Genomic DNA, 22,032 nt, shown 5'->3' on the forward strand with positions numbered 1-22,032 from the left:
CGCGGCCACACACTTAAAAGTTCTGAAACCAGCGCTTCATCTTATCCATCAGCCCAGCATCCTGAGGTTTGCTGGCGATCGACTTTTTCAAACCGTCTTTCTGCATTTTCTGGCCATAGTGCAACAGCCCGACACCCGTTGAATAAATGGGATTACTGACCACGTCACTCAGCCCTTTCACTAACTGCGGTACACCCAGCCTGACCGGCATGTGGAAAATCTCTTCTGCCAGCTCAATAGCTCCCTCAATCTTGGAAGTACCACCGGTCAGAACGATGCCTGCCGGGATCAGGTCTTCGAAACCACTGCGCCTGATCTCTGCATTAATTAACGTAAACAGCTCGTCATAACGAGGTTCTACTACCTCTGCCAGAGCCTGCCGTGAAAGTTCCCTGGAGGGTCGCTCACCGACACTGGGAACTTTAATGGTTTCATCGGCTCCAGCCAGCTGCGCCAGGGCACAGGCATATTTAATCTTTATGTCTTCGGCATTTTGCGTCGGTGTCCGCAAGGCCATGGCAATGTCATTGGTCACCTGATCACCGGCAATGGGAATCACTGCCGTATGCCGAATGGCACCATCGGTAAAGATGGCAATATCTGTCGTGCCACCGCCGACATCCACCATACAGACGCCCAGCTCTTTCTCATCTTCTGAAAGCACCGAATAACTTGAAGCAAGCTGCTCAAGAATAATATCGTCCACTTCCAGACCACAGCGACGGATGCAGTTCTCAATATTCTGGGCCGCATTAACAGCACAGGTCACCAGATGAACCTTGGCTTCCAGCCGGACACCGGACATCCCGTGAGGCTCCTTGATCCCCTCCTGGTTATCAATGGCATACTCCTGTGGAAGAATATGCAGAATCCGCTGATCCGCCGGGATCGCCACCGCCTGGGCGGCATCAATCACCCGGTCAATATCGGCACCATTCACTTCACGCTCACGTATCGCAACGATACCGTGGGAGTTAAGACTCTTGATGTGATTGCCGGCAATACCGGCATAGACCGAGTGTATCTGACACCCGGCCATTAGCTCAGCTTCTTCAACGGCTCTCTTAATGGCATGGACCGTAGAGTCAATATTAACCACAACGCCACGCTTAAGCCCGCGGGAAATATGCGAGCCGATGCCGATGACTTCAATGTCACCCTCAGCGTTGAGCTCTCCGACAATAGCCACGACTTTCGAGGTGCCTATATCCAACCCAACGATCAATCTTCCATTATCTGCCGCTGTCATGGCATCAATCTTCCCAAACTTCTCTAACGATCATAAATCTGAGCCTGGCTGACTTATTTTGACCCCGTTTTCACCAGCGTCTCACTCCAGGCAACCGAAGCACCGTTCAAATATCGCAAATCTACCCGCTTTACCTGATCCCAGCGAGGCTCCAGCCTGGCATGATAAAGCCGGACAAAACGCTGCAGTCTTTCCATCCTTCGGTCACGACCAATATTGACCTCAACATGTCCTATGGTAAATCGCCATGATCCACTATTGCTACGCTTCAGCATGGTCAGCCTGAGCCCCATAGGCCTGAGCAACTGGCTGATGGCCAGATATTGCTGCATCACCTCAACCGCCATCTCTTCCGGGCCACCCAGAACCGGCATGGCGGAAAAACCGGCAATATCCTCTGGTGCAAACACCTCACCTTCATTGCTGATCAGGGCGCTGCTGCCCCATCTCGCCACGGGCTGCTGTTCGGTCAGGCTCACCTGGACACTGTCAGGCCACTGTCGTCGAACCGAGGCAGTCTTAACCCAGGGCATTGCCATCAGAACCTGCTGCATCTCCCGCAAATCCAGGGCAAAAAAACGGTCCTGTAAATTAGGCTGCAAAACACCCTCTACCTGCTCCCTGGATAAATACTCAAAGCCTGCATGCACTTCCACCCGTGCTATCGGCTGATTCAACCAATTCACCAACCATGGCATTGAGCCCAGCAAACCTGCCAACAGAACAAGAGACACCAGAACCTGAAGCACTCTTTTCCACGGCAGTGTTTTTTTCCCTCTGCCACCACCCTGTTGACTGTCCCTTCGGGATGCACCCCGTACTTCCCCGGACCAACCGGCTGAAACAGACAAACCTGCTCGATCAGACATCCGCTGTTTTCAATATTTCAATCACCAGTTCATCGAAAGATAACCCGGCATCCGCTGCAGCCATAGGTAGCAGACTATGATCTGTCATCCCCGGAATAGTATTGACCTCAAGCAACCAGAATCGACCCTGCTGATCCTGCATAAAGTCAACACGCCCCCAGCCTGAACACCCAAGGGTTTCAAATGCCGTCAGGGCAACCGCCTGCAGTTCCTGCTCCTTAATGGAAGTCAGGCCACAGGGAATGGAGTAGCGGGTATTATCCGACAGATACTTGGCCTGGTAATCATAAAACTCACCCTCTGCCTCAATCCTGATAACAGGCAGTGGCTGACCATTAAGAATACCCACCGTGAACTCAGGCCCATCGATAAACGACTCCACCAGAACAGCACCCTTGTGCTCCGCTGCGCGCTCGCAGGCAGCCTCAAGGTCTTCCCGTCGATCAACCCGTGCCACACCAACACTGGAGCCCTCCATGCTTGGTTTGACAAAGGCGGGCAACAGCGACTCGGCATGGCCAAGATTGTCAACTCCCATGACCAGGGCAAATTCCGGTGTTGGCAGCCCAATGGATTGCCAGAGCAGCTTGCAGCGGTATTTATCCATCGCCAGGGCCGATGCCATGACACCACTGCCGGGATAGGGAATACCCATGGTTTCCAGCAACCCCTGTATCGTTCCATCTTCTCCCCCACCGCCATGCAAGGCAATAAAGGCATAATCAGGCGCATATTGCTGAAGCTGCTCAACAACATTCTCACAGGTATCAATCAGTTGGCATGTCACACCCTGTCGATGCAACGCGGCATAAATACGCTCACCACTGGTCAGGCTCACTTCCCTTTCTGCGGAGTTTCCACCGAAAAGTACAGCAACCTTGCCAAAAGCTTTTGGATCGAAGTGATCACAACTCCGGTCGTACTTCATGCACTGTTTTCCTTTACTATTCAATTCGTAGCTTTACTGTTCTGTCTTCGGCAGAGCCAACTCAGCACTAGCCAGCCTGAGAGCCAGCGCGCCAATATCCCCGGCTCCCTGAGCCAACAGCAAGTCACCATCCTGAAGCACATCCGCCAATACTGACTCAACTTCTTCAGGACGGGCAATAAATATCGGATCAACCAGTCCACGCTGGCGAATACTCCGGCATAGTGAGCGACTGTCCGCCCCTGCAATCGGTTCTTCTCCGGCAGGATACACTTCCATTAACAGAAGAACATCAACCCTGGACAGCACATCGACAAAATCCTCATACAGGTCACGGGTACGAGAGAAACGATGGGGCTGGTAAATCATCACCAGTCGTTTGTCATCCCAACCATCACGAACTGCTTTAATGGTGGCATCCACTTCCGTTGGGTGGTGGCCATAATCATCCACCAGCATCACGTCGCCAACCCGGGTAGTAAACTCTCCCAGCACCTGGAAACGTCGGCCAACACCATCAAAACGACTCAGGCCTTCAGCAATCACTTGATCCGGAAGGCCTTCATCAGCAGCCGTGGCAAACGTGGCCAGAGCATTCAGCACGTTATGGCGTCCGGGAATACCCAGTTCAATGGTCACAGGGGCTTCTTCGACATCAGTGCGACGAACCAGGTCAAACGAGGTTCTCATGCCCTGCTGACGAACATTCACTGCCCGGTAATCCGCGTCTTCACTGAAACCATAGGTAATCACCTGTCGTTTGATTTCCGGCAACAGCTCTCTGACAACCGGACAGTCGATACAGACAATCGCGACGCCGTAAAAAGGCAGATTGTGCAAGAATTCAATAAATGCCTTTTTCAACTTGCCAAAGTCACCGTCGTAGGTAGACATATGGTCAGCATCAATATTGGTGATAATGGACACCATCGGCTGCAAATGCAGAAAAGAGGCATCAGACTCATCCGCCTCGGCCACCAGGTAACGGCTGCCACCCAGTTTTGCATTGGTACCGGCCGAGTTGAGCCTGCCCCCAATCACAAAAGTCGGGTCCATACCACTGAACCCGAGAACCGAAGCCAGCAGACTGGTGGTGGTGGTCTTGCCATGGGTACCCGCCACCGCAATGCCGTGGCGATAACGCATTAATTCCGCCAGCATCTGGGCCCGGGGAACAATGGGCAGCCGACGCCTTTCCCCCTCAACCACTTCCGGATTATCTCCGGCAACCGCGGTTGAGGTGACAATAACATCTGCGTTGATCACATTTTCGGCACGGTGACCAATAAACACCTTAATCCCGAGCCCTTCAAGGCGCTCAGTCACTGATGATGCGCGAATATCCGAGCCAGAGATTTCATACCCCTGATTCAGCAGGACCTCGGCAATGCCACACATGCCGGAACCACCAATACCGACAAAATGGATTTTGCGGATACGCCTCATCTCTGGCACCGCCACAACGGGAATCCGACTCGTTACATTAGGCATAAGAGACCTCCTTACCAGCCGCTTCAAGGCAGAGCCTGACCACGACATCAGTTGCCTGTGGCAAACTGGCCGTTCTTGCTGATGAGGCCATTCGTTCAAGCTGTTCAGGATTATCTGCCAGCTTCAAAATCATGTTTGTCAAACCGTCCACATCCAAATCTTTTTGCTGAACCATCAGGGCTGCACCTCTATCGACCAGGTAACGCCCATTCACTGTTTGATGATCGTCCACCGCAAACGGGAAAGGTACCAGAATTCCGGGTTTTCCTGCCGCTGCCAGTTCCGCGATGGTTAATGCGCCGGAGCGGCAGATGACCAGATCCGCCCACTCATAAGCCTGAGCCATATCATCAATAAACGGCTCTACCCGACCGGAAACGCCGAGCTGCTGATAATCTGCAAGGCACTGCTCAAAGGTTGCCTTACCGGTCTGGTGCCAGACTTCAATCTGAGCACCACAGTTTTGTAAAACCCGGGGAATCAACTGGTTGATTGCCAGGGCTCCGCGGCTCCCCCCCACTACCAGCAGCCTTAAGGGAGTGCGTGGTATATGGGAAGGAACGGCGACAATCTCCGGACGCACCGGATTCCCGGTCAGCATGACTTTCCTGGCAATGCGTGAAGAGAGCCCCGCAAAGGTTCCCGGAAACGCTTCAAGCACCCGGGTAGCAATCCTGGCCAGCAGTTTATTGGTCAGGCCTGCCACGGCATTTTGTTCATGAACCACCAGGGGAATTCCTAACAACCGCGCCGCCACACCACCCGGCCCTGTGACATACCCCCCCATACCAACAACACAAACCGGTCGGTGTTCTCTCAGAACCCGAACGGCTTTAAATAACGAAACAGCCAGACGCCAGGGGGCTTTCAACAGAAAACTCAACCCTTTTCCCCGCAGGCCGGTGACCGGAATAAAGCTGATATCAATGCCATGCCCGGGCACAAGCTCAGCTTCCATACTTCCGGGAGTGCCCAGCCAATGCACCCGGCACCCCTGCTTAATGAGCTCCCCGGCTGTAGCAAGCCCCGGGAAAATATGTCCTCCGGTACCCCCTGCCATAATAATTACTTTGGGTGCATCCGGAGGCGTTTGAGAAACTGCCTGCTCAGCCATTTGTATTACCTCCAGCGGCTTCACTCGTCTTTCGCTCTTGAGACTTGCGCCCCGCAACCGGCTTAACCTCTGTGGCTTTAGTCAGACGACGTTCAAAATCAATGCGTAACAAAATACCAAATGCCAGACAGTTGACAATTAAACTGCTGCCTCCATAGCTGATCATGGGTAAGGCCAGCCCTTTAGTGGGCAGCAGTCCGGTATTCACAGAAATGTTAATCAATGCCTGACAGGCAAAAAGCAGGGCAATACCATAAGCGACAAAGCCATGGAATAACATTCCCCTGGCTTCCGCTCTTGAGCCTAGCTGCAGTGACCGCCAGGCAACAAACAGAAACAGCCCAAGCAGCAGCAACGAACCAATCAGGCCAAACTCTTCTGCCAGGACGGCAAAGACAAAATCCGTGTGCGCCTCCGGCAGGTAAAACAGCTTCTGGATGCTATTGCCCAGCCCTTCACCCAGCCAGGCTCCCCGACCAAACGCGATCAGAGCCTGGGTTAACTGATAGCCACTGCCAAAAGCATGGGCCCATGGGTCCATGTAAGATGTGATACGAGCCATACGATAAGGCTCCATCCAGATCATCAGGACAATCAGGATAATCACGCCGGCAATCATGACCAGAAACTGGTGGAAACGTGCGCCCGCCATAAAGATCATCCCCATCACCGCCACGGTCAGCACCACCAGCGCACCAAGATCCGGCTCCGCAAGCAGCAGCAAAGCCAATCCTGACAGCACCAGCATGGGTTTGATAAAGCCACTCCAGCGAGTACGCACTTCATCAAGATGTCTCACCAGGTAGCCTGCCAGATAAATCACCACACACAGCTTGGCGACCTCTGAGGCTTGCAGGTTAAAGAAGCCAAGGGGAATCCAGCGGACACTGCCATTAATTTCCCGGCCCACAATCAGAACCAACACCAGCAGGAAGAAGGCAACCAGCAAGCCGACCCAGCTCATCTGCTGAATCCGGCTGACAGGCACAAGCATCATAATGCCCATGGCAAACAGCCCCGCCACCATAAACAGCAACTGCTTAAAGACAACTCTCAGTGGATCACCAAAGGTGGCACTGGAAACATCCATAGAGGCTGACCCCACCATCACCAGGCCAATGGCCAGCAGGGCAAGCACAGACCCAAGCAGGACCATGTCAACATTCGTGGACATTGCATCCTGCTCTATGGACTCTTTCTCAGTGAGAAAGCTGTGTCGGACCCGTTTCAGCATAAAATCAAACCATTGACCAGCTCTGCAAATCGATCACCCCGATGCTCAAAACTGTTGAACATATCAAAACTGGCGCATGCCGGTGCCAACAGCACCGCATCACCTGGTTCAGCCAACTCCGCAGCGAGACTGACGGCATCATCCAGACTGGCAGCCTTATGAATCTCTGCACTTCCCTTCACGGCCTGCTCAATGGCAGGCCCATCACGTCCAATCAATATCAGATGACTGACATAACGCCCAACTGCTGGCTGCAAATCAGAGAAATCCGCACCTTTACCATCACCACCGGCAATCAGAATAATCTTGCCTGCAAGCCCTTCACCCAGGCCTTCAATAGCCGCAACGGAGGCTCCGACATTGGTGGCTTTGGAGTCGTTAAACCAGGCAACGCCACCCTGCTCACCCAACCATTGGCAACGGTGCTTCAACCCGGGAAAGGCCATCAGCGCTTCAAACATGGCATTGGCATCAAGACCTATCGCCTCGCCCAGGGCCAAAGCAGCAAGGGCATTCAAATAATTGTGACGGCCTTTGAGTTTCATCTGCCGGGTATTGATCTGCTTTTCCAGCCCCTTGCTCAGCCAGATGCCGTCATCGTCAGCAAGAAGCCCCATCTGGCCAAGATCCGGAGACCCACTGGTAAAGGTCACAGCTCCCGCAGTCACTGGAAGCAATGGGGAAGTAAGAGGATCATCCCGGTTAAATACGGCGGTTCCGCACCCTTTGTAAATACGCTGCTTGGCCTGGTGGTACTCAACCAGCGTCGGGTAACGATCCATATGGTCCGGGCTGATGTTCAGAACCGTCGCCGCCGTTGCACGGAGACTATGGGTGGTTTCCAGCTGAAAACTGGAAAGCTCCAGAATGTAAACATCAATACTGTCATCATCCAGTAAATCAAGTACCGGGGTTCCGATATTGCCCCCGACGCCTGGCTTAAGCCCTGAATAGCTGACCATTTCACCAACCAGCGTGGTCACCGTGCTTTTACCATTGGAGCCGGTAATGGCGACGAGCGGCTTCTTTTTTGTTGAGAAAGCCGAGTCAGCATTGACTGCTCGACAAAACAGCTCAATATCACCAATAGCAATAGCGCCATTGTCCATCGCCCTGGCAATGGCCGGTTCCGACAGAGCGATACCCGGACTAACCACCAACTCATCGGCAGTCATTAACCATTGCTCATTGAAACCACCGGTATGCAGGGGTACATCAGGAAATAGCTGACGGCACTGCGCTTCACCCGGTGGCGTTTCCCGGGTATCAATAATTTTGAACGGCAAACCCTGGCGATAAAGATAACGGGCACAGGACAGCCCGGTCTTACCAAGACCGATAATCACACGATTACAGCTCGAGCCAATCAGCCCTGATGGCTCGTTATCTGCTGACTCCTGAGCAGCTGTTTTCTTAACAAGAGTGCTTCTTGTCACAATCCCGTTACCCTTAAAACCCGTTAGCGAATTTTCAACGATGCCAGCCCAATCAGAACCAGCACAATGGTAATAATCCAAAAGCGCACGATGACCCGGGGTTCAGGCCACCCTTTCAACTCAAAGTGGTGATGCAGCGGTGCCATGCGAAATATACGACGACCGGTTAACTTGTAGGAGCCCACCTGCAAAATGACTGAGACCGTTTCCATAACAAAAACACCGCCCATAATAATCAGCACGATTTCCTGGCGAACGATAACAGCAACAACCCCGAGGGCAGCACCCAGCGCAAGAGCACCCACATCGCCCATAAAGACCTGGGCCGGGTAGGTGTTAAACCAGAGAAAACCAAGGCCTGCCCCGGCGATGGCAGCACAAAATACCATCAGCTCTCCGGCTCCGGGCACCGCAGGAATCAGCAGGTACTGGGCAAAAGTTGCATGTCCACTCAGATAGGCAAAAACTGCCAGGGCTGAAGCCACCATCACTGTGGGCAAAATAGCCAGACCATCCAGGCCATCCGTCAGGTTAACGGCATTACTGGAACCGACAATGGTCAGGTAGGCCAGCACCACAAAAAATGGCCCCAGCTGCAACGTGACATTTTTGAAAAAGGGAATAATCAGGGTTGTTTCTGTCGCGGATGGCGCAGTAAAAAACAGGAAAAAAGCCGCGCCAAGGCCAGCAACCGATTGCCAGAACATTTTCCACCGTGCAGGTAGACCACGGGAGTTCTTTTCAACCACTTTGCGGTAATCATCCACCCAGCCAACCGCACCGAAAATACCGGTAACGAGCAGCACAACCCAGACGTAGCGGTTACTCAGATCGGCCCATAGCAAGGTGCTGATGGCAATACAGATAAGAATCAGGGCACCACCCATGGTCGGGGTGCCAGCCTTGCTTAAATGGCTTTGCGGACCATCATCACGGACAGCCTGGCCAATCTGGTAAAAACTCAGCTTGCGAATAAAGTGAGGCCCAAGCCATAAGCTCATGGCCAGAGCCGTGAGGACCCCGAGAATACCCCGCAACGTGAGGTACTTGAACACCAGAAATCCATGGTAATACTGGGCTAAATAATCTGCCAGCCAGACCAGCATCAGGCATCTCCCTTGTAATCAGACCCAATCAGAGCCTGGATAATGTCCAACATCTTCATCCCTTTTGATCCTTTCACCATGACAGCCATACTGTCGCTGTTAGTAATGCTCTGAAGCTGTGCTTTCAGAAAGGCAATCAACTCGCTTTTATCATCGAAGTGCTGTCCGCTGCCAAAGGCTTCACTGGCCAGGCGTGCAGAAGGCCCGAAACTCAAAAACTGCTGGATACCCAATTCTTGCGCATAGCGGCCGATGTCCCTATGGCGTTCATTGGATATCTCACCCAGGTCCAGCATGTCACCCAGAACCATAATGGTCCTGCCTCCACAGTCCGCCAGTTGCTCCAGTGCCGCCAGCGTCGCTTTCGGGTTGGCATTGTAAGTTTCATCAATCAGGACCGCACCGGACGAGTGTACAAAGCGTTGTCCACGCCGCTGATAAGGTCGGGCATTTTCCAGTCCACGGGCAATAATGTCCAGCGACAAGCCACAGGCAAGTGCAACCGCCGCCGCACAACAGGCATTCGTCACCTGGTAGCGACCCCAGAATGAAAGTTGCAGCGATTGTTGCTCTGGCTGCTGCCCATGTCTGCGAATATGTAACGTGAATCGGGTGCCTTCCTGATTGGGCGTGATATCACTGGCAAAGCAGTTCGCCTCAGAACTCTGGGCACTGAAACTGATAATGTGTCGACCGGACTTTTGCAGAACCCGTTCACACCACTGACCGTAGAACCGGTCATCCATATTCAGAACTGCTGTACCATCTTCTGGCAGAGCATCCAGAATAAAACCTTTTTCCCAGGCAACCCCTTCAACACTCTTCAAATCCGCCAGATGGGTTTCAGCGGCATTGACGATCACGGATACGTCGGGGCTACCCATATTGGCAATGTATTCAATTTCGCCGGGAGCACTGGTACCCATCTCAACCACGGCAAACTGATGGGATCCGTTGATTCTTAACAACGTTAAGGGTGTGCCCAGCGCATTATTGAGGTTGCCCTGCGTTGCCAGCGTAGGGCCAGCTTCCGAGAAAATGGCCAGCAACATCTCTTTAACCGAAGTTTTGCCACAGGAGCCGGTAACACCGACCAGACACCCGGCAAAGTGATTGCGATTGGCAGCACCCAACAGCCCAAGTGCCTGTTCGGAATTTGCTACCACAATCTGCGGCAGAGCGGCACCCGTGACATAGTGTTCTGTCAGGGCAGCAACAGCACCTGCCGCCTTCGCCTGGCCCAGGTAATCGTGGCCATCGAATCGGGGACCTTTAATGGCAATAAAAAGATCACCCGGTTGCAATGTTCGGGTATCAATACTGACACCGGTGACTGACAGCTCACCATTTGGCAGATCATGCAACTGACCGTTAACAATCTCGGCAACCTCGGAAAGGGGCAACGCTTCAATCATGCCTGCACGCCCTCTTGAACATTTTGCGACCGAACGCCTGTGCATTGCGATTGCAATACCAGCTGCACCTGCTCTGCATCATCGAAGTGATGTCGAACACCATCAATTTCCTGATAATTTTCATGCCCCTTGCCCGCGATGACGATAATGTCACCGGCACTGGCGGAAGCAATTGTGGAACGGATGGCTTCAGAGCGATCCGCAATCACTTGAATACGCCGACGCTCATTCTCTGTAATACCGTCCAGCGCATCAGCAATGATCTGGAGGGGATCTTCAGTTCTGGGATTATCACTGGTCAGCACTGCCTTATCCGCACCGTTCAAAGCGGCGAACGTCATCAAAGGCCGTTTACCTCTGTCCCGGTCACCACCACACCCATATATACAGACAATTTTCCCGGCGTCTTGTTCGCAATCTTTTGCGGAAAGCATCATTCTCTCTATTTGCGCACGGTGCTCACGCAATGAAGAAAGCACACTGTCAATGGCATCCGGCGTATGGGCATAATCAACCAGCACCAGCGGCTGACCGTCGTCGCCAAACCGCTGCATCCTGCCGGGAGGGGCAGAAATCGCCGGAATGGCCGCCAGAAGGCGATCAAGTGCATATCCCTGAACACCCAACGCAGCAATAACCGCCAACAGATTTTCCAGGTTAAAACGCCCCAGCAATGAAGTAGCCAGTGTACCCACACCCCAGGGCGTATGAAGGGTTGCCCTGAAACCTTGTGGTAACGTCTCAATGTTACTGAGATACACATCTGCCGAAGCATCTTCCAGGGACCAGGTGGTGATATTGGCATTCTGTGGACAGGAGGAAAGCATCAGCGGTGAAAACTCATCGTCCTTGCCAATAACCGCATACCGGTAGGTACACTCGGAAAACAGCCGGGCCTTGGCCGCTGCGTAGCTTTCCAGAGAACCGTGATAATCCAGATGATCACGACTGATATGGGTAAACAGCGCCACCTCAAAAGAGACTCCGGACACCCGCCCCTGGTCAAGCCCGTGGGATGACACTTCCATGGCCAGCGCCTCTACGCCATCCGATACCAGTTGCCCCAGGTACTGCTGCAGAGAAATCACATCACTGGTGGTATTTAAGGAAGCCTCCATCTGCCCCGGCATCCCGCGCCCCACTGTGCCCATCAATGCACAGGGCTTGCCCAGCTGCCCGAGGATTTCAGAGATAAACCAGCAACAGGAGGTTTTGCCATTGGTGCCGGTAACGCCAATAATGTTCAGTTGTTCAGAAGGTTGCCGATAAAAACGATCAGCCAGAGATCCCACCTTGCCTCTGAGGCCCGGAACAAAAAAAACGGACTCATTACCTGCCGCTGCAGACAGATCAAACCCTTCACTATCATCCACCAGCACCGCTGCGGCACCTTTTTTCAGGGCATCGGCTATGTAGTTACGGCCATCGGACTGAATACCGGGAATCGCAATAAACAACTCACCCCCGGTAATCTTGCGACTATCGAGGGTCATATGATTCAGCTTCTTGTCTACCGCTACCACCGGTAGCTGCAGTTCGGCAAGCACGCCATTAAGAGTATTCTCTTGCTCAGCTGTCATTGCTTTTCGCTTTAACCTTCTTCCAATGGTGTAGAAATTTGCTCATCCCGATCATGGGGATTAAATGCCATACGCCGATCTGCCCCCGGATTACCCAACTCATCGGGCTCAACCCCCAGCATTCGCAGCGCCCCGGCTGCCACCCTGGAGAATACCGGCGCTGCGATCAGGCCACCGTAATAGTTCTTGCCAGAGGGGTCATCAATAATGACCACCATGGCAAACCGTGGATTATCAATAGGTGCCAAACCGGCAAACATACCTATGTAGCGATCCTTGATATAACCGTTTGGCCCCACCTTTCTGGCCGTTCCGGTTTTCCCGCCAACCTCAAAGGCATCGATCATCGCCCGGCCACCGGTTCCGCCATGGACCACCTCACGAAGCATTTTTCTCAAATCATCAGCAATCTGCTGATCCATTACCCGAACTCCATCGGGCACCACATCTCTCTTGATCAGGGAGACCGGGCGCATTATTCCACCAGAGCCAAGTACGGTATAGGCCTGAGCCAGTTGCAACGGTGTCACCGTCAAACCGTAGCCAAAGGATAAGGTGGCAATCTCAATATCACTCCAGCGATCCCGATAGGGCAAATAGCCCGGATTTTCACCGGGAAAACCGGTTCCGGTGCTTTGACCAAGGCCCACCCTCTGGAGCAAATCCAGCACCTTGTCCGGGCCAATGGCCAGTGCCATTTTTGAAACCCCGACATTACTGGACTGTCTCAGCACAGTGGTCACATCAATAGCACCGTAATTCCGGTGATCCTTTACCTGATCCCTGCCAAGTCGCAGGTAACCGGGTGCGGTATTAATCACTGAGTCTTTGTGAAACTGACCAGACTCCAGGGCAGCCGCTACGGCAAAAGGTTTCATTGTGGAACCCGGCTCGACCATATCGGTCACCACCCGGTTGCGCATCTTATGGGCCTGCATATCTGCCCGGTTATTCGGGTTGTAGGCAGGCTGGTTAACCATTGCCAGCACTTCCCCGGTCTTGACATCCAGCATAATCAAAGAACCGGCCTTGGCCTTGTGCTGCTCAACCGCCTTTTTCAACTCACGGTAGGCCATATACTGAAGCCTCAGATCAATACTGAGCATCAGTTCCTTGCCGGGGCTGGCACTTTTCATCAGCTCAGCCTGTCGGGCAAGCTGACCTTTACGGTCTTTCAGCACCCTTCGCTGACCAGGCTCGCCGGACAGCCAATCATTGTAGGCTAACTCCAGGCCTTCCTGACCAGACTCATCGATATTGGTAAAACCCACCAGATGGGCGGTCACCTCGGCAGCAGGATAGTAGCGCCGGTGCTCATTGATCGCCCGGACACCCGGCACTCTCAATGCCATGACCTTTGCCCCCTGCTCCGGAGTCAGCTGCCGTTTGAGGTAGATAAAGTCCCTGGTTTTGGCCGCTTGTACGCGATCCGACAACCACTTATGGGAAACTCCCAGCGCCTTTGCCAGCACCTGCCAGCGGTCACTGGCCTGATACAGCACTTCAGGGTCAGCCCAGATCGTTACAACCGGCGTGCTGACCGCCAGAGGGTCACCATTGCGGTCAAAAATTACGCCCCTGTGCGCAGCCACTGACTCATAGCGAACAGAACGTTTATCACCTTCATTTTGCAGAAAGTGTCGATCCAGCAATTGCAAATCGACAATCCGGTAACCAATAGCCAGCCCTGCCACCAGCAGAACCGATTGCAGCATTTTCAGTCGCCACTTCCGGGTCAGGCCATTCACCACACGGCCAATCCAGACAGCCCCCTTGCCAGCTTTGCTCTGGGCAGCTGACCGGTTTCGCTGTGATACTTTCTGTCCCTGAGTTCGCCCCTGAATCATGGCAGAACCATCTCTATCTGGCTGGTCTTTGGCACATCCATGCCCAGTTTCTCCCTGGCAACCTGTTCAATTTTTCCCGGTGATGTCAGTGTGCTGTGTTCCAGCAACAACTTACCCCACTCAACCTGTGCGCTGTTCCGGTTCTCCAACTCCTGCTGAATCCGGTTATTCAGAAGACGGTTCTCGTAGGAAACATACCCCACAGACAATCCCGACAATATCACCAGTAACAACAGCAAAAGGGCAGCACCATAAGAGCGAATAAGATGCATACACACCAGAAGACCACTATCCATCAGGCCCATCATCAAACCAGCTTTTCTGCCACACGCATAACCGCACTTCGTGCCCTGGGGTTTTCCTGCACTTCCTGCCTGGAAGGTTTGATCGCCTTGCCCAGACTTTTCATCCGTCGATTCAACTGATCTTCTGTTACCGGCAGCCAGCTTGGCAGCTCATCCCCCTTTTGATGCTTGCGGATAAACCGTTTTACAATTCTGTCTTCCAATGAGTGAAAGCTGATAACCACCAGCCGGCCACCTGGCTTCAATTTTTCCAGGGCCCGATCCAGGCAAAGCACCAGATCCTCCAGCTCCCGGTTGATATGGATTCTGATGGCCTGAAACGCACGGGTCGCCGGGTGCTTACCCTTCTCCCTGGTGGGGCAGGCCGCAGCAATAATATCGGCAAGCCGCCGGGTGGTCAGAATCGGTTCAATATCCCTTTCCCTGACAATGGCTCTGGCCATCCTCCGGGAAAAGCGGTCTTCGCCATACTCCCAGATTACCCGGCTGATCTCCTGCTCCTCCGCCCGTGCCAGCCAGCCAGCGGCAGTCTCGCCATCCTGGTGATTCATCCGCATATCCAGAGGTCCCTCCTGCATAAAGCTGAAACCTCTTTCCGGATCATCCAGCTGGGGTGAAGAAACCCCAAGATCCAGCAAAATCCCATCTACCAACTGGCCACTGTGCACGGAATCCACATCGGTAAAAGAACCGTGATGAATTGCAAAGCGTGGGTCCTCGCTGGCCAGCTGGACACCAGTGGCAATGGCCAATGGATCTTTATCAATACCCACCAGCCGTCCCTGCTCTGTCAGGGCGTTCAAAATCAAACGACTGTGGCCGCCTCGGCCAAAAGTGCCGTCGACATAGACTCCGGAAGGATCAGTGAGCAACGCATCGACAGCCTCATTCAGCAGCACTGTTTTATGTACATGGTTAGCCACTTCACTTCCGGGCATTACCATTTTATGGCCACCTTTATCACCACCTGCCTGACTACCAACACGATTTAACGATTTCATACACTTTTCACAAAGCTTTACTTAACTCAAAAACAGCAAAAAAATGATTTACAAAGAGAGCGACTGCAATTCCATCGGAATCTCTTCTGACTCACTGGCTTCTTTCAGGTATTGGTCGCGGCGCTCATTCCAGCAACGTTCATCCCAAAGCTCGAACTTCTTGCCCTGACCCAGCAAAATACTGCGTTTTTCAAGACCTGCGTAGTCACGCAACAGTGGAGGGATAAGAATACGCCCATTGCCGTCCAGCTCTACATCGGTGGCGTGACCAATCAAGAGCCTCTGAATCCGGCGGGTCATTGGATGAAAACTGGGAAGTGCTTCAATTTTCTGCTGAATAAGCTCCCACTCATCCAATGGATAAATCAGCAAGCAAGGTTCGTCGGTGTCAATCGTTGCCACCAGGGCACCACCGCAGCGATCCCGCAACACCTGCCGATAACGGGCTGGTATGGCAAGACGCCCTTTGGCATCCAGATTAATGGCATTTACACCGCGAAACACATTACCTTCTCCCTGGTCCCCGAACCCCTGAAAACCTTAAAGTGACCATCACTTATAAAAAGCACTAATGAGAGCCAACTCCATTCGACCACCCATTTCGCTCCACCTGTTTCGTTCCACCAATTGGTCCCGCCAATTCGCCCCACAATAATCCACTTTACACCACTAAAGCACACTATAGGAATCTGAAAAACCCACGTCAAGCAGGGGTTCTACCTCTTCCCCGTCATTATTGGACAACCCAATAAAAGAACAGTTTGAAAAATGAATAGCGCAAGCCTTTAAACAAAGGGCAAAACAGAATCTATGAAGGAATTAAAGAACTATGGTTCTATTTTTTTAAAGACAGCAACATCGGGCGCAAAACACTTTTATTGCGATAAAGACTTTCGATTTAAAGACAGTGAGACAAAGACAGAAACACGTCCCGTGGCAACAGACACCCTGACAACCACAAAAACGATCAGGAAAAGCAAACTTGAAGCGGAAAAAAGAGTCGCGAGCCAGCCTGTAAGCCGGGTTCTGTCCAGCCTGCCAAAGCAGGCCTGGGCAGTCATTCATCTGGGATGTCTGTCACCAGACACCTCAAGCAACCTACCCGAATCCAGTGCGGGTCACACCTATAGGATTCCTATTTGGTCTTGCTCCAGGCGGGGTTTACCGTGCCATGGACTGTTACCAGCCATGCGGTGCGCTCTTACCGCACCCTTTCACCCTTACCGGCCAATTTCTTTTCAACAAACATTGAAAAGAGCACTGGCTTAGGCGGTCTACTCTCTGCTGCACTTTCCGTAGGCTTTCGCCCCCCAGGCATTACCTGGCGCCCTACCCTCTGGAGCCCGGACTTTCCTCCCTTCACTCTGATCAAACAACCAGAATAAACAGCGACTGCCCGGCCAGCTCGCGGCGGCGAATATTACTTGTGAAATCTGCAATAATCAACAGTAATAACAGTCCACTCAATTTCGGACCTGGCAACAACCGTTATCCTTATCCCCACTTGCAGCAAAAAACCACTTATGATTTGTCCCGGAATACCGTCATCATTTTACTTGGCCCGGTAAAAAGCCGCTGCCCACAAAAGCACATTTCGGGTAGCGGGCGGCGGGAAGCAGGAAGCGTCTATTGCAGGACAACTCCCGTGATCAGCAACTACTCCCCCTTCTTCATGTCCAACCCCAATTCATAGAGGTCTTTCTTTCTCAACCCGGTCAGATCAGCGACCACGGCAGCCGCTTTTTTTATGGGTAAATCCAGTAACAGACGTTGCAGCATTTTTGCAATGTCCGGGCTGATTTCAGAATCTTCTTCCTCTTTATAGCCCTCGATCAGCACCACAAACTCGCCTCGCTGCTGATTGGCATCGGATTGCAAAACGGCCTGAATCTCAGACACCGTCCCGGTCAACACGGTTTCAAAGGTTTTCGTGATTTCCCGGGCAAGAGCAATGTAACGGTCACCACCCAGCACCATTTCCAGATCTTCCAGAAGTTCCATAATACGGTGTGGCGACTCATAAACCCCCCAGGTACTGGAAAAAGCCGCCAACGATTCTATTCGCTTGCGACGCCCCGCCCCTTTCGCGGGCAGAAAACCTTCAAAATAAAAACGGTCCGTGGGCAAACCACTGACTGACAGCGCGGCGATAAATGCACAGGCCCCGGGTATGGGAACCACCCGAAATCCCGCCTCTCTCACCGACCGGACCAGATAAAAGCCAGGATCAGAAATTAACGGCGTACCGGCATCACTGATCAGGGCAATGGTTTCCCCCGCCTGCATACGTCGCACAATCATTCCGGCCTGATGTCGTTCATTGTGGTCATGACAGGGAATCAGCGGAGTATCAATACCAAAGTGATTCATCAAACGCTTACTGTGCCGGGTATCCTCTGCGGCAATAACGTCAACCTGACGAAGCACCTCTATGGCCCTGGGCGTCATATCACCCAGATTACCCATTGGTGTAGAGACTATATAAAGAAGCGAGTCAGACATGACAATAAAGAACCGGTATGAATTTTCAGGCAGTAGCTTACCATTTTGATCACGACACATCCGAAAAAAATCCAGACAGAATCAGAACTCTGATTACCATTCAGGCAGAAGACTTTAGCCCCGGCAGGGAACACATCTGCAAGGGAATAAGTCACCAGAAGCCACTGTGAACTCACGAACCCGGGTTAGTGTACGGAACTTTTTTTTAATCAATAGGTCAATGAGTGGTGAATGCTTTTTTCCACACACTGTGTTTTTCCTGCAATTACAGAGATAATCTATGATCACGGGCATTTCTACTTCCACCTGTTTAAATACTGATGCTCCCCCCACTTACCAGGAAGCCATCGATGACAGTCTTTATTCAATTGAACAGCTGGCAAGAAAATTTATTGTCAACGCCGAAGCAATTCGTAAATCCAACCAAGTGGACATTAACCAATGCAAAAAATCACTGTTTGCCAGAATGATCAAGCAATTAAATGAGCGCATCCCCAGACCTTTTATACTCCCGACTGAACTGAGCGCACTAACCAACCCAAAGAATTTTAGCCATTGCGATTGGAAAAAGTGGCAAGACAACGTCGACCAGAAGGATTTTGATAAGGGATATGGTGCCATCGAGGAAATAGGAGACAAGATCGGATCGGAGGACACAGAAAAACTTCTGTTTGCATTTTTACCAACATTGGACCCGGAGTATTATGACTTTTATTCTGTCACTTCTATTTTAAGTAAAAAGAGGCCTTTTCAGCAGGTGGCCGAGCTAATGCGATGCCGATGTATACCCGCAAAGGACTTTATTACGAAAGCCATCTCAATGGGACTCGTGGACGAAGAACTGGTTAACAAGATATACGCCCGGGGTTCTGAGGATCAAGCCAGTTCAGTAAACGACGAAACACCCGATAGCCAGCTGCCGGATTACAATACTGCATGCAACCAACTTGAGGTCGTTTCAGCCTGTGATCTGGCTGGAGAATTCATAACAACCGCTATTACCAGCGGGAGAGATACTGATGCCGATAAAATTGAACTAATGCATCAGTTTACTTCCATTCTGAATGAAACTCACAGGTGTGGTGTCAGTGTCATAGGCATTAATCCGGGGCAATTCGGCAAGAATCCGACCAAAGTGATTAAGTCAGATTGGTCAAGCTGGCAAAAGGCCGTTTATAAAGAAGTCGAAAAAAACAAAACTTGGTTACCAAGGAACGAAAAAACCATTGACAAGGTTGAAAATATATTATTAAAAAGCAACCTTGACTTTGACATCCTGTACACTGTTTTTCAGTCAAATCCGGATATTCTTGACTTGAACTTCAAACCTGAGAAAAATGTACGTTACAGTGAAGATTTACTTAAGTCATCGTTCATGTTTTGTGGAGGCACTTGTCAACCAGTAACTAAAATCATCACTGGTTTGATTGAGTCAGGCTGTTTAACCAAAAAAACCATTAATAAGATTTATTCACTGGGTATCAAATCTTAAAAATTCAGGTTACCTAGGCTGAACAAGATCGGCACTTCAGTTTAATTAAAAAACTGCTGACGTGTATCACCGACTCTGAGTTGCCCAAGATCGCTGAACAGCCTTGCTTTACTATACGACAGGAAATATTCCGCCTCTGAATTTTATCCTCTCAATGATTGCAGCCTTGGCTGGAGTTGGAAACTTTGATACCAGGGTTGTTTGTTCGCTTTTCTGAGTTGCTTGTGAGGCAATGAATATTGGGGCTTTCACTTCTACGCGGGTAGTCATTTGGTGGTCTGCCTGTGGGCAGTGAACGGTTGCCAGTGAGTAAACCGAGTAGCTTTCTCCTTTCTAAGCTGCCTGTGCGGCAGTGAACCTTTTGGCCGCTGTGTCTTCCACCGTATCTAATTTCTAAGCTGCCTGTGCGGCAGTGAACGATTGGTCCCGCACCAGTCGGGACGGCAAACATTTCTAAGCTGCCTGTGCGGCAGTGAACACGGCGGTTTGTTCGTTCGCCATGGTGATTGCTTTCTAAGCTGCCTGTGCGGCAGTGAACGCATTGCACCGGCTAAATGCTCATCGGCGTGTTTTCTAAGCTGCCTGTGCGGCAGTGAACAGTCAGTATGTGCGTATCTGTTTGCAGAGGGCTTTCTAAGCTGCCTGTGCGGCAGTGAACAGGGCTTGCATGGTTTTAGGGTCAACCCCAACTTTCTAAGCTGCCTGTGCGGCAGTGAACGGTTATTTTTTTTCATCGGGTGAAATCTGGAATTTCTAAGCTGCCTGTGCGGCAGTGAACGACTGCGAAGGCTGGGTAAGTGGGGAATACAGTTTCTAAGCTGCCTGTGCGGCAGTGAACGAACGCTTTTCCTCCGGTTGACAGCAGCCAGTTTTCTAAGCTGCCTGTGCGGCAGTGAACGTGCATCAAACTCAATCTCAAACGCCCCTACATTTCTAAGCTGCCTGTGCGGCAGTGAACCCTTTAAAAAACACATATCACAGTTTCCTAAATTTCTAAGCTGCCTGTGCGGCAGTGAACATATGCCGAAACTGGTAGCAGTTCTCTTTAGCTTTCTAAGCTGCCTGTGCGGCAGTGAACTAGATACGCACATTCAGGGAGCCTCCGCTGAATTTTCTAAGCTGCCTGTGCGGCAGTGAACGGCGGAATGCTCGCGGCCGGTGGGGTCAAGTATTTCTAAGCTGCCTGTGCGGCAGTGAACAGGATTCTGGGGGTTACTCCTACTTCGCTCTGTTTCTAAGCTGCCTGTGCGGCAGTGAACATCGAGATCGATTCGGGGCCGCGTCCTATCAATTTCTAAGCTGCCTGTGCGGCAGTGAACAATGACGATACGTTGTTAGAATCGCAGTGGGTTTTCTAAGCTGCCTGTGCGGCAGTGAACTTGATCAACGCCAAGTGTGTGAAGCAGTTTGATTTCTAAGCTGCCTGTGCGGCAGTGAACGTTACAGGCTGAATATTGCTTACGACTGGGACTTTCTAAGCTGCCTGTGCGGCAGTGAACTGACCAACAACACCACTGCCCGCCGCCGGTTTTTTCTAAGCTGCCTGTGCGGCAGTGAACCGCTTTTAACATCAATCGCCTCCCAAACATCATTTCTAAGCTGCCTGTGCGGCAGTGAACATTCAATCCATACCGTCTCCGAGTGGTCTTGATTTCTAAGCTGCCTGTGCGGCAGTGAACGAGGCGGTGGAGGTGGTTCAACAACTTGAGGCTTTCTAAGCTGCCTGTGCGGCAGTGAACCCCTTTCGGCCTCTGGTGTGAGACAGTTAGAATTTCTAAGCTGCCTGTGCGGCAGTGAACTCGTGTAAAATCACGATGTTTCACGACATACATTTCTAAGCTGCCTGTGCGGCAGTGAACCTCTTTCGGACTCTGGTGTGAGGCATACTGTATTTCTAAGCTGCCTGTGCGGCAGTGAACATTTCATCCCACACCAAAAGAGAATCCTTACATTTCTAAGCTGCCTGTGCGGCAGTGAACTCAAAAGCATGTCGTTCATGATGACTGCTGGTTTTCTAAGCTGCCTGTGCGGCAGTGAACGCAGTTATTGAGCTGTTAAAAAAACAGTTCTGTTTCTAAGCTGCCTGTGCGGCAGTGAACTACCACAGGGCCGGACGGTTGAATTGTTTGAATTTCTAAGCTGCCTGTGCGGCAGTGAACGAAAACGACCACATATTCAGATTAATTGATTATTTCTAAACTGCCTGTGCGGCAGTGAACGGGAACCGGCGTTTGTACCGCTTTTTTGAAAAATTTCTAAGCTGCCTGTGCGGCAGTGAACTCGGGGCCGGTTGAAATTAAGTTTTTACCACATTTCTAAGCTGCCTGTGCGGCAGTGAACCTGCTGAGCGCTTGTCAGAGAGCGATGAACAATTTCTAAGCTGCCTGTGCGGCAGTGAACCCTCAGTGGACACGCCATCGAGCCCCACAACATTTCTAAGCTGCCTGTGCGGCAGTGAACTAG

Annotated in this window: 16 protein-coding genes, 1 other RNA gene and 1 CRISPR repeat array (1 of these 18 only partly in view); of the genes, 1 reads left to right on the top strand and 16 read right to left on the bottom strand. The window is 51.7% G+C overall.

Annotated elements, in window-relative coordinates; translation table 11 throughout:
• Positions 1 to 13: 13 nt before the first annotated feature.
• From ftsA to rsmI, 16 genes are all read right to left on the bottom strand, one after another.
• Positions 14 to 1,249, bottom strand: coding sequence for a cell division protein FtsA (ftsA, locus tag J7438_RS12205; protein ID WP_209276744.1), 1,236 nt, complete (start codon positions 1,247 to 1,249; stop codon positions 14 to 16).
• A gap of 53 nt (positions 1,250 to 1,302) precedes the next feature.
• A complete protein-coding gene (locus tag J7438_RS12210) occupies positions 1,303 to 2,118 on the bottom strand; it encodes a cell division protein FtsQ/DivIB (RefSeq protein WP_209276745.1) in 816 nt (271 codons plus the stop codon).
• Positions 2,111 to 3,046: a D-alanine--D-alanine ligase gene (locus tag J7438_RS12215; RefSeq protein ID WP_209201192.1), complete on the bottom strand. Its 936-nt coding sequence runs from the start codon at positions 3,044 to 3,046 to the stop codon at positions 2,111 to 2,113. The genes J7438_RS12210 and J7438_RS12215 overlap by 8 nt, the downstream gene beginning before the upstream one ends.
• Before the next feature lie 33 nt (positions 3,047 to 3,079).
• A complete protein-coding gene (gene murC, locus J7438_RS12220; protein ID WP_209276746.1) occupies positions 3,080 to 4,537 on the bottom strand; it encodes a UDP-N-acetylmuramate--L-alanine ligase in 1,458 nt (485 codons plus the stop codon).
• Positions 4,530 to 5,651, bottom strand: coding sequence for an undecaprenyldiphospho-muramoylpentapeptide beta-N-acetylglucosaminyltransferase (gene murG, locus J7438_RS12225; RefSeq protein WP_209276747.1), 1,122 nt, complete (start codon positions 5,649 to 5,651; stop codon positions 4,530 to 4,532). The genes murC and murG overlap by 8 nt, the downstream gene beginning before the upstream one ends.
• On the bottom strand, positions 5,644 to 6,885 hold the full coding sequence (ftsW, locus tag J7438_RS12230; protein ID WP_209201190.1) for a putative lipid II flippase FtsW: 1,242 nt from the start codon (positions 6,883 to 6,885) through the stop codon (positions 5,644 to 5,646). The genes murG and ftsW overlap by 8 nt, the downstream gene beginning before the upstream one ends.
• A complete protein-coding gene (murD, locus tag J7438_RS12235) occupies positions 6,879 to 8,321 on the bottom strand; it encodes a UDP-N-acetylmuramoyl-L-alanine--D-glutamate ligase (protein WP_353620129.1) in 1,443 nt (480 codons plus the stop codon). The genes ftsW and murD overlap by 7 nt, the downstream gene beginning before the upstream one ends.
• 23 nt (positions 8,322 to 8,344) lie before the next feature.
• Positions 8,345 to 9,427 carry a phospho-N-acetylmuramoyl-pentapeptide-transferase gene (gene mraY, locus J7438_RS12240; protein WP_209201188.1) on the bottom strand — a complete coding sequence of 361 codons (1,083 nt, stop codon included), beginning with the start codon at positions 9,425 to 9,427 and terminating at the stop codon, positions 8,345 to 8,347.
• Positions 9,427 to 10,887: a UDP-N-acetylmuramoyl-tripeptide--D-alanyl-D-alanine ligase gene (locus J7438_RS12245; protein WP_209276748.1), complete on the bottom strand. Its 1,461-nt coding sequence runs from the start codon at positions 10,885 to 10,887 to the stop codon at positions 9,427 to 9,429. The genes mraY and J7438_RS12245 overlap by 1 nt, the downstream gene beginning before the upstream one ends.
• Positions 10,839 to 12,422, bottom strand: a complete 1,584-nt coding sequence (locus J7438_RS12250; RefSeq protein WP_209276749.1) for a UDP-N-acetylmuramoyl-L-alanyl-D-glutamate--2,6-diaminopimelate ligase — start codon at positions 12,420 to 12,422, stop codon at positions 10,839 to 10,841. Before J7438_RS12250 ends, J7438_RS12245 begins: the two co-directional genes overlap by 49 nt.
• A gap of 11 nt (positions 12,423 to 12,433) precedes the next feature.
• Positions 12,434 to 14,269 carry a peptidoglycan D,D-transpeptidase FtsI family protein gene (locus J7438_RS12255; protein WP_209276750.1) on the bottom strand — a complete coding sequence of 612 codons (1,836 nt, stop codon included), beginning with the start codon at positions 14,267 to 14,269 and terminating at the stop codon, positions 12,434 to 12,436.
• Entirely contained in the window at positions 14,266 to 14,577 is a 312-nt protein-coding gene (gene ftsL, locus J7438_RS12260; protein WP_209276751.1) for a cell division protein FtsL, read from the bottom strand. Before ftsL ends, J7438_RS12255 begins: the two co-directional genes overlap by 4 nt.
• Complete coding sequence (gene rsmH, locus J7438_RS12265) at positions 14,577 to 15,512, bottom strand: 16S rRNA (cytosine(1402)-N(4))-methyltransferase RsmH (RefSeq protein WP_209276777.1); 936 nt, start codon at positions 15,510 to 15,512, stop codon at positions 14,577 to 14,579. The genes ftsL and rsmH overlap by 1 nt, the downstream gene beginning before the upstream one ends.
• A gap of 111 nt (positions 15,513 to 15,623) precedes the next feature.
• Complete coding sequence (gene mraZ / locus J7438_RS12270; RefSeq protein WP_101746672.1) at positions 15,624 to 16,079, bottom strand: division/cell wall cluster transcriptional repressor MraZ; 456 nt, start codon at positions 16,077 to 16,079, stop codon at positions 15,624 to 15,626.
• Between the two features lie 495 nt (positions 16,080 to 16,574).
• Positions 16,575 to 16,983, bottom strand: an RNA gene (gene rnpB / locus J7438_RS12275) — RNase P RNA component class A.
• A gap of 248 nt (positions 16,984 to 17,231) precedes the next feature.
• Positions 17,232 to 18,077 (bottom strand): 16S rRNA (cytidine(1402)-2'-O)-methyltransferase, encoded by an 846-nt coding sequence (gene rsmI / locus J7438_RS12280; protein WP_209276778.1) that lies wholly within the window; start codon positions 18,075 to 18,077, stop codon positions 17,232 to 17,234.
• A gap of 280 nt (positions 18,078 to 18,357) precedes the next feature.
• On the opposite strand from rsmI, the gene J7438_RS12285 reads away from it, so the two are divergent.
• Positions 18,358 to 19,569, top strand: coding sequence for a hypothetical protein (locus tag J7438_RS12285; RefSeq protein ID WP_209276752.1), 1,212 nt, complete (start codon positions 18,358 to 18,360; stop codon positions 19,567 to 19,569).
• Between the two features lie 330 nt (positions 19,570 to 19,899).
• Positions 19,900 to 22,032: a CRISPR direct-repeat array (repeat unit 28 nt; unit sequence TTTCTAAGCTGCCTGTGCGGCAGTGAAC) (it continues 5,947 nt past the right edge of the window).

This window comes from Thalassotalea sp. G20_0 (assembly GCF_017744175.1).
GTDB lineage: Bacteria > Pseudomonadota > Gammaproteobacteria > Pseudomonadales > Endozoicomonadaceae > Endozoicomonas.

Bases quoted from the DNA above. Each gene is read 5' to 3' on its own strand.
- ftsW (WP_209201190.1), bottom strand. From the start codon at position 6,885: ATGCTGAAACGGGTCCGACACAGCTTTCTCACTGAGAAAGAGTCCATA.
- J7438_RS12210 (WP_209276745.1), bottom strand. From the start codon at position 2,118: ATGTCTGATCGAGCAGGTTTGTCTGTTTCAGCCGGTTGGTCCGGGGAA.
- J7438_RS12215 (WP_209201192.1), bottom strand. From the start codon at position 3,046: ATGAAGTACGACCGGAGTTGTGATCACTTCGATCCAAAAGCTTTTGGC.
- J7438_RS12245 (WP_209276748.1), bottom strand. From the start codon at position 10,887: ATGCACAGGCGTTCGGTCGCAAAATGTTCAAGAGGGCGTGCAGGCATG.
- J7438_RS12285 (WP_209276752.1), top strand. From the start codon at position 18,358: ATGATCACGGGCATTTCTACTTCCACCTGTTTAAATACTGATGCTCCC.
- mraY (WP_209201188.1), bottom strand. From the start codon at position 9,427: ATGCTGGTCTGGCTGGCAGATTATTTAGCCCAGTATTACCATGGATTT.
- rsmH (WP_209276777.1), bottom strand. From the start codon at position 15,512: ATGCCCGGAAGTGAAGTGGCTAACCATGTACATAAAACAGTGCTGCTG.
- J7438_RS12255 (WP_209276750.1), bottom strand. From the start codon at position 14,269: ATGATTCAGGGGCGAACTCAGGGACAGAAAGTATCACAGCGAAACCGG.
- murG (WP_209276747.1), bottom strand. From the start codon at position 5,651: ATGGCTGAGCAGGCAGTTTCTCAAACGCCTCCGGATGCACCCAAAGTA.
- ftsL (WP_209276751.1), bottom strand. From the start codon at position 14,577: ATGATGGGCCTGATGGATAGTGGTCTTCTGGTGTGTATGCATCTTATT.
- J7438_RS12250 (WP_209276749.1), bottom strand. From the start codon at position 12,422: ATGACAGCTGAGCAAGAGAATACTCTTAATGGCGTGCTTGCCGAACTG.
- ftsA (WP_209276744.1), bottom strand. From the start codon at position 1,249: ATGACAGCGGCAGATAATGGAAGATTGATCGTTGGGTTGGATATAGGC.
- rsmI (WP_209276778.1), bottom strand. From the start codon at position 18,077: ATGTCTGACTCGCTTCTTTATATAGTCTCTACACCAATGGGTAATCTG.
- murC (WP_209276746.1), bottom strand. From the start codon at position 4,537: ATGCCTAATGTAACGAGTCGGATTCCCGTTGTGGCGGTGCCAGAGATG.